3 protein-coding genes are annotated in these 7448 nt (G+C 55.9%); all 3 read right to left on the bottom strand.

Annotated features, from left to right (window positions below; genetic code table 11):
- Window positions 1-946: 946 nt before the first annotated feature.
- Window positions 947-4090 carry a methyl-accepting chemotaxis protein gene (locus NB063_RS02570; RefSeq protein WP_250927166.1) on the bottom strand — a complete coding sequence of 1048 codons (3144 nt, stop codon included), beginning with the start codon at window positions 4088-4090 and terminating at the stop codon, window positions 947-949.
- Window positions 4091-4486: 396 nt separating this feature from the next.
- On the bottom strand, window positions 4487-6349 hold the full coding sequence (locus NB063_RS02565) for a hypothetical protein (protein WP_250927165.1): 1863 nt from the start codon (window positions 6347-6349) through the stop codon (window positions 4487-4489).
- A 618-nt stretch (window positions 6350-6967) separates the two neighbouring features.
- A complete protein-coding gene (locus NB063_RS32175; protein WP_261367166.1) occupies window positions 6968-7102 on the bottom strand; it encodes a hypothetical protein in 135 nt (44 codons plus the stop codon).
- Between the last annotated feature and the right edge of the window lie 346 nt (window positions 7103-7448).

Here is a 7448-nt window from a genome sequence, read left to right as displayed (position 1 = left end):
ATTCCTGCATACCTGCTTAAGCACGTAGGCTGGAGTTTTTCGGTATATCGGTCAATTGTTGCTAATCATGGTTCCTACTTTCAACCGAGGCTATCACTGGACTGTCACAATTTTGTTCTGGACAAGACGTGTCGCTATCCCTTTCGCGTTTAGCTGGATCAAGTAATTCGCGAATGGTTAGTCACGATAGTGACGAGATCCAAAAGCCACGGACGTGAGTCCGTGGTTTGGGAAAACAAAGCGAAGCAAGTCGCAACGCGACGACACAAAACACGGGTGGACGCACGAATGAACCATCGGGAGCGGCATCTGTCATCGCTTCGCGACTTGGTGTTTGCGGCGGGCGACGTCGCCCCCGGACTCACGTCCGGCGCTTGCACGTGCCGTCGCTATTGCGACTAGGAATGGAAGCAATTCTTCCGCGGCTTTATATCTCCGCGTCTTCGCAACCATTTAGCATTCCAGCGATTTTGCACTCCAGGCTAAAGCTCAAATGGCTCATAGGATTTCCCCCAATTATTCCTGCCTACCTGCTTAGCGATACGACGCTTGCCTTCCGATTCGAGCAACCTGAGATTCCAGGCTGGATAATTCACTAACTGGACCGCGTTATTTTTCACGTAGCTCGGTCTCTCCGAGACCGAGAATTACGCTTGATGCTCGCTGCCGGATCCTCGGAGAGGTTATGAAGTTATTAGTGTGGCCGTTCGCTCCGCGAACGAGCGTTTCCGTATGCTTCGTTTGCGGAGCAAACGGCCACATTGCTTCGCCCCCGACGAATAGATTCACCGCCTCGGAGAGGCTCCGCTACGTGAGAGGCGAAGTCGCCAAGAAGTAACGCTGTCCAGCGAGTGTTTTGTCAGCGTTCAAACTCGGTGTTGGACCGGACGCCTCGCGCCGTTCCGCTAAGTCATTTAGCGGCACAGCGAGCGTGGTTCGGCTGGTACTACCAGCGGATCGAGATTCCACCGACTTGAACGCTGCCACCCGATGGCGAGGGCAGTCCGAGTGCTCGAGCCACGTTGCTGGTTGCTTGGGAGACGGTCGATGCCGCTAGTCTCGCCCCGTTCTGTAACGCGTCCGAAATCGAGTTCACGTTCGTTGTCAAAGCACCGATCCCGCGAGCGACGTCGTTGGCGCTCGTCCAAGAGATGCTGTTCCACATGACATCTGCGACGCTGCGATAACTGAGGTTCAACTGACTCGACAAAGCACGAGCGATTCCCGCAGCATCCCGCGATACGCTGCCGAGGCCTTGCGCGATCTGGTTCGATGTCGTCCAAGAGATCGACCACATCGAGGAAGCGATCGTGTTAAGGTTACTCGACACGTTGTTCTTGAGCGCGTTAGCGATGCCACTGACATCCCGCGAAACGCTGCCCAAGCCCTGAGCGACTTGATTCGTAGTCGTCCAAGAGATCGAATACATCGAGGCGGCGATCGTGTTGAGGTTACTCGACACGCTGTTCTTGAGCGCGTTAGCGATTCCGCTGACATCCCGCGAAACGCTGCCTAAGCCCTGAGCGATTTGATTCGTAGTCGTCCAAGAGATTGACCACATCGAGGAGGCAATCGTGTTGAGGTTACTCGACACGTTATTCTTGAGCGCATTGGCGATGCCGCTGACATCTCGTGAAATGCTTCCCAGACCCTGCGCGACATGATCCGCGTTCGTCCACGGGATGTTACGGTATAAGGTTGCGGCAATTTGATCCAACGTCGCACCGGCTCGGGTGTTCAGTGCTGCTGCGATTTGCCCGATGTCACGGCTGAGGTTGCCGAGCGCACCGGCCACATCTTGAAGTGAGGCACCCGCTTGGTTGAAAAGATTTCTCGCAATGTCCGAGAGGCCAAAACCGAGCTCTTTGAGTAACTGCGCAATCTGACCGGCGCTGGCGGCGGCTTCACGGCGCAACAGACCGGTCAACTCACCGACCCCCACGTTGAGTTCGCGAAAGAGTGTCTTGCCGATATCGGCGACCGACGCTCCGACATCATTCTTGAGGACACGCACCAATTCCCCAAGTCCCACGTTCATGTTTCCGTGCAGGATTTTGGCCGTGTTGGTTAAATTCACACGCAGGTCTTGGATCATCGCCCGCGCTGTGCCGCCGATACTTTGCAGGTCCTGATAGAGCAGAACCGCAGCTGCGGCTGCAATGTGCGGGTCCAAAGGAGCCCCCGCGTAGACGGCTAGCTTTCCTTCTCGTTGAAACTGTTCCTTGAACGAATTCAACTGATCCTGAATATCAGCCATTGTGCCGATTTCGTAGCGGTAGAGCGGTCGCTCGATCTCGCGTTGAACACTTCGCTGAATGCCGAAGTCCAGCAGGCCGACCTCGCCCTTCAATCCCAGGTTGAGGTCAAGCCCCGCCGTCACAAGCAAGTTAGCCGGCGTGAGTTGACGCAATTTCGTGTCCGAATTCGCTTCGGTGATGAAGGTGAAACCTCCGAATGCCTCCAACCCGATTTCGGCCGTCACCCGGACGAGATCCAAAACGAAGAAGAGGTCCCCTTCCCCGACAATTTGTCCCGTAATCCCACCGCCGAACGTGATGTTCGCCTGATCGCTCACTCCGTTGACGGGATCCGCCTCGACATAGAACCCTTGGGTGTCAATTCCCATCTGAACGTCAAACTCGAAGAACATGCTGGGGATCAGGTTGACTTCCATCGTGACGTTTGCGATTCCGAGATAGCTGAACAGAAGCGTCTCGGGCATGACGGTGATGGGTGTTCCATCGGCCTGAAAACGTTGGTGTAAATCCAGACTGAGGATTTCATAAGACTGGCCGCTGAGCAAACGGGTGAGGTTGATCGGTTCAAACAGATCAAAGCCGAAATCAAATCGATTGCCGTTCTCATTCCTGGCCACTTCGGCCAAAGGTTTGCCGCGGAACGCTTCCGGTGCGATCAAAAACTGGGCTTCCTCGGGAACATCCAGTAGATCCAGCAGAGATTGCTCGAGTATCGGGATTTTGGTACCCAGCATCGTTTGCACCGCATCCGGTAATGGATTGTGTGTGGCAACTTCGTCGATCAATAATTGAAACAACGCGTCCTGCAGCGAATCGTTTGAACCGAGCAGCGACGCGATCGCAGCGATCGACTCGCTTTGGATTTCTAGATCAAATGCCTGGGTGACTGCATCGATATGCACGTCAGCAGACCAAGTAAGTTGGGATGGGAAGAGACCTTGCAATCGGTTGGAAAGAAATGCTGGCAAGCGTGATAGCGGGTTGTCGAGTTGAAACTGAACCTCGGCGTCCGCGGTTGCTGCGAAATCAACCGCTCTCGAATCAGCCAACAAGCCTGCGAGGTTCGTTGCATCTACCCCAGCCAAGTAGAAGCGTTCGTTGGCAATTGCGTCGAAATCGCTGAACAAGAAATCCAAACTACTGACGAACAAATGCCGGTTGTCTGCCGAGGTGGCCTGGGCGGTGACGTCCGCGAGATTGGGGATGTGGGCCGTGCCATGAAGTTCACCATCGGCCGTCACGTTGACATGGACCGTTGCTCCCTCGACAATAAAGAATCGCCCTTCATGATCGAGGCCAAACGTCAATTGATAGTGCACGTCGGGAGTGACCGTGAGAGTGCCATCGAGCGTCAATCGGATTCCATCATTCGACCCCAGATTCCCAGCAGCCGACACGGTCAGTGGGTTGGCGAGCGATTGTGTGAAATCCATGGTCAGAACCAAAAGGTCGCCATGGGTTCCCGCGTAGACTTCCTGAGCGGTGGCGACGGAATTGATTTCAATCCCACGAGCGCGTAAGTACTGTCGGGTATCGCCTTGAACGTTGCCGATGCTGTTCGCCGAGCGAATCACCGGCGTGATGGCGGCGAGAATCTCATCGCCGACTGCGGGGATCGTTCCGAGCCCACTCAAGTTGCTGCCGATCGCCGACGAGATTTCCCCAAAATGGCTGGCCGCCTGGACCGCTAGCAGATTGAGAAGTTCTTCATCGTTGCTAAAGGATGTTGTCTTAAGCGAGTTTGCGGCGAAGGTTTGATCAATCAAGGATGCCAGATGGATGGCGGCGGGCGTGTCATTGGAAACCCCCGCCGTCAAGGGCGAGGCAGTCATGACTCGTCTTTCTTCCAGGCTTTGCAGGATCATGACACGGTTCTTGCTGGCCGTGTCGTGGCCTTTCCTGCGACGTGATCGGGAGCGGTCAGAGAAAAACTTTGCCAACAAGCCGCGGTTGCTTCGATTCATTTCACATGACTCCAGGTCCGGGATCGTCTTCGACGCGAAGTGCGTCTCGAGTTCCCTGAGCTAGAGATGTGAAGCGTCCATCCAATACGGACAACAAATCTACAAAATTTTTTGCTCCGAGTTTTGGCGTGGACCGGCGTTGTTCCAAACGCCTAACTTCATCACCCGACCGACCGTCCTACGCACGCACAGCGTATCCCTTTGCTCGTAGCGGAAACCTGTTTGGTGATGCCACATACCGTTAACGCCATGGCAGTTTGGCAATCACGATTCGGGTGTTCGGCGGACGTGGACGGTCAGTTCTCCTTCGTTGTCCGCCAGCTTGTTCCAGTCGTCTTGACAGCGGAGATAGAGTTGCCCGTCGGATACCGCCTCTAAGCGTTTGAGTTTGCCGATCGGTATCGGGTCGGAAAGCTGAAAGTCGTCAAAAATCACTCCGACCAATTTGCCGCGGCCATCGCTATCTCCGTCGGCGTCGTATTCGCTGCCGTCTTGCGCGATCTTCCAAGTGCCTACCGACGCAATGTCGTACGACACGGCTTTCTCCAATGTCACGCCACTGGCCTGCCAGCCATACGCCGCGGCGATTTTCTTTTGCATACGCCGGCTGCCTTGCAGCGCTGCGAATCGTTCATTCCACTGCCACGCACAGAGATCGGCGCGGTAACCGTTGTCGAGTGTGTTCAGGAACAGGTCGTACTCGAACGCTATTTGCTGTGCCACCGGCCCGTAAACGGCGGCGAAACTGACGCCTTCGCGTTTTTCCATCAAAGCGATGGCCAGCGGTTTGAAGCGATCGGCGTAGTTAGGGTTATTCGCTAGCAAGTGGCAGAGCGCCCAACGCCACGCGTAGTCCTGCCAAGTCCCCGCGTCGACTCGGCCGGGCACGGCGATCTCCAGCAGCTTCTTTTTGGGTTCGGCCCGTTGCAGGTACGACATCACCGTCGGGCTGACGTTGACGGCCAGTTGATCGGCTTTCCAATACTGCCCCATTTCCGCCACACCCTCCGACAACCAGGTTGGTCCGGTCGATCCGAAAGCGAGGTAACAAAAGCCATGCGTGCATTCGTGTTGAACCACGCCATGATCGTCGCACGAGTACAACACCGCCCGCCGCTGAGATCCGAGCGACGAGTTGAAGCAGATCCCTGCGCCACTCTCAATCTTTGCGATCCCCGCCGGCTCCTTCAACAGCCCGTTGGGCCAGCCGCTTAAGTCGCGAACGACGAAGCCTTCGACCACGCCGGTCGGGGCGCGGCCGAAGTACTTGGTCAATAACCCGGCCATCGTTTCCAGTTTGTCGAGAATGATCCGCGCCTGCCGATCGGAGACGTCGGTCATGAATGCGAAGTGCGACGAGCGAACCAGACGCGGCGGTTGCGGCTCGTCGGAAAGATGTCGGTATCTGGCCAATAATTTGTCGTCGACGCTGGCGCGGGCGGTTGTCTCGCCGCCGATCTCGATTTCGACCGCCTTGGCAACAAGGTCGCCTGTGTTGAGTCGTGCCGCTTCCAATCGCACGACTTTGCTACCCGCAGCCGCGCGGCGAATGTCGTTGCTCTGGAAACTGACCGTCGCGTCGTCGGCAAGCTGAAACGAGAGAACCTGCTTGCGCGTGAAGCCGTTGTTGGCCGGGACCTGGACCAGCAGACGTCCGTTGCTGACGCGAGTGAATTGACAGACGATTTCGCAAGTGAAAAAGGCTCCCGTGCCGCTCGCTTCCTCAATCACCCGGATGCCGCTTGATGCCTCCGCGCCACTGACCAGCGAAATGTTTTGGATCTCGCCCGCGGTACGGCCAACGCGATTGACCTGGCCTTGAAATTGGATCGTCTGTCCCGCTTTCAAATCATCAATCGTATAGTTGCCGATGACCTGGATCTCGGCCGGAAAGCGGAGCAAACGCCCATCCGCCAACGCCACATTTTCCTGGTCGACCGGCTGGACGCGTACGGTGTGCGCCTTCCCGCTGTCATCCTTCACGACCAATCCCGCCGCCGAGACCGATTCGACCGTACCTGTGATCGACAGTGTTTTCTTGACGGTGATTTGCGCGCTCGCCGAAGTCATGCTTGCCAACGGCGTGAGCAACACCGCGCAAATAAAGATGAGAGTGTTTCGCAGCATGATGCCGAGTTGTGCGTGGACGTACCGAAAGTAACCGCATTCAACTTATCAGAACGCCAGCCAAACGACCATTCAGCGTACCGGTCCGTTGGATGCCCTCAGACAAATCCTCTTTTTCGGGTCTGTTTGCGGAATCTGCCAACTGCCAACAGTGCAGCAGAGACGTCGAATGACGTAGAGCCGTCCGGTCCCACATTACCGGACGGCACGCGTCATTCCGCTACTCTTGAGATCCCGCAGTGATCAAGTCGACGTCCCACCCGCACGTTTGGGGCAAAGGCAATGCTAGAGGTTGGTCCCTCAGACAAGCCAACGGTGACACGAAAGGGCCAGTGGTCGTTGTGAAGTTTCCGTCAATAAAGCAGGATTTGGGAGCGCTATTGTCGCAGTGAAAACAGGGGTGAGACCGGACGGCTCGCGCCGTTCCGCTAAGAGTAGCGTTAAAACTACCAATGTCCCGAGAGCCTCAACGATGTGGGAGGCGAAAGCTCCAAGACGTCTTCCAGAACGTGGCGTTGTCCAGTCAGTCCGCGTGCACTTCTCGCTTCACCGAGAAGCGGAGGCAGCGTGAACTCGGGGTAACGCATCGCAACGGACTCATACTGACGCTTTGCCAACTCAACGTTCAAACATCTCGCTGTCCTGGTCAGCCACAAAAAGGTCCAGCGTCGACTCATTGAGCGACGCCGTGGTCGTTATATCGGCTGGCAAGGCGGGTGACGTATCGGATTGTCGGTCGATGCCAGAATGCATTGCGTCGAGTATTTCGGTGAAGCAATCAATCTATTGCAACTCTTCTCCGAGTCATCACCATCCCCCGCCAAGAAGTGAGAATGCCGGCCGGCTTCCGTCAACACACGCACGCATGCGGACAAAGACAGTTCGAAAGACCTCCTCCTCCACAGGATGCCAGAGACGGAAGATGTTCAAATTTCGCACTCATTACGTGTGAAGATACAAAACGCGTTCGCTGAGAAATCACGGTGAGGTCGCAGCCAAGCTGCGTTCTTGTCATTTCGTAGCCAAATTGGCGAATCTCACGGGAATAGTCGCAAAATTTCTTGCCCGCGGCGGGATGTAACAGCGCGGTGTTTGCGTT

The organism is Aporhodopirellula aestuarii, assembly GCF_023701485.1.
Lineage (GTDB): Bacteria > Planctomycetota > Planctomycetia > Pirellulales > Pirellulaceae > Rhodopirellula > Rhodopirellula aestuarii.
This window is presented reverse-complemented; position numbering and strand designations above follow the sequence as displayed.

Bases quoted from the DNA above. Each gene is read 5' to 3' on its own strand.
- NB063_RS32175 (WP_261367166.1), bottom strand. From the start codon at position 7,102: ATGCATTCTGGCATCGACCGACAATCCGATACGTCACCCGCCTTGCCA.
- NB063_RS02565 (WP_250927165.1), bottom strand. From the start codon at position 6,349: ATGCTGCGAAACACTCTCATCTTTATTTGCGCGGTGTTGCTCACGCCG.
- NB063_RS02570 (WP_250927166.1), bottom strand. From the start codon at position 4,090: ATGACTGCCTCGCCCTTGACGGCGGGGGTTTCCAATGACACGCCCGCC.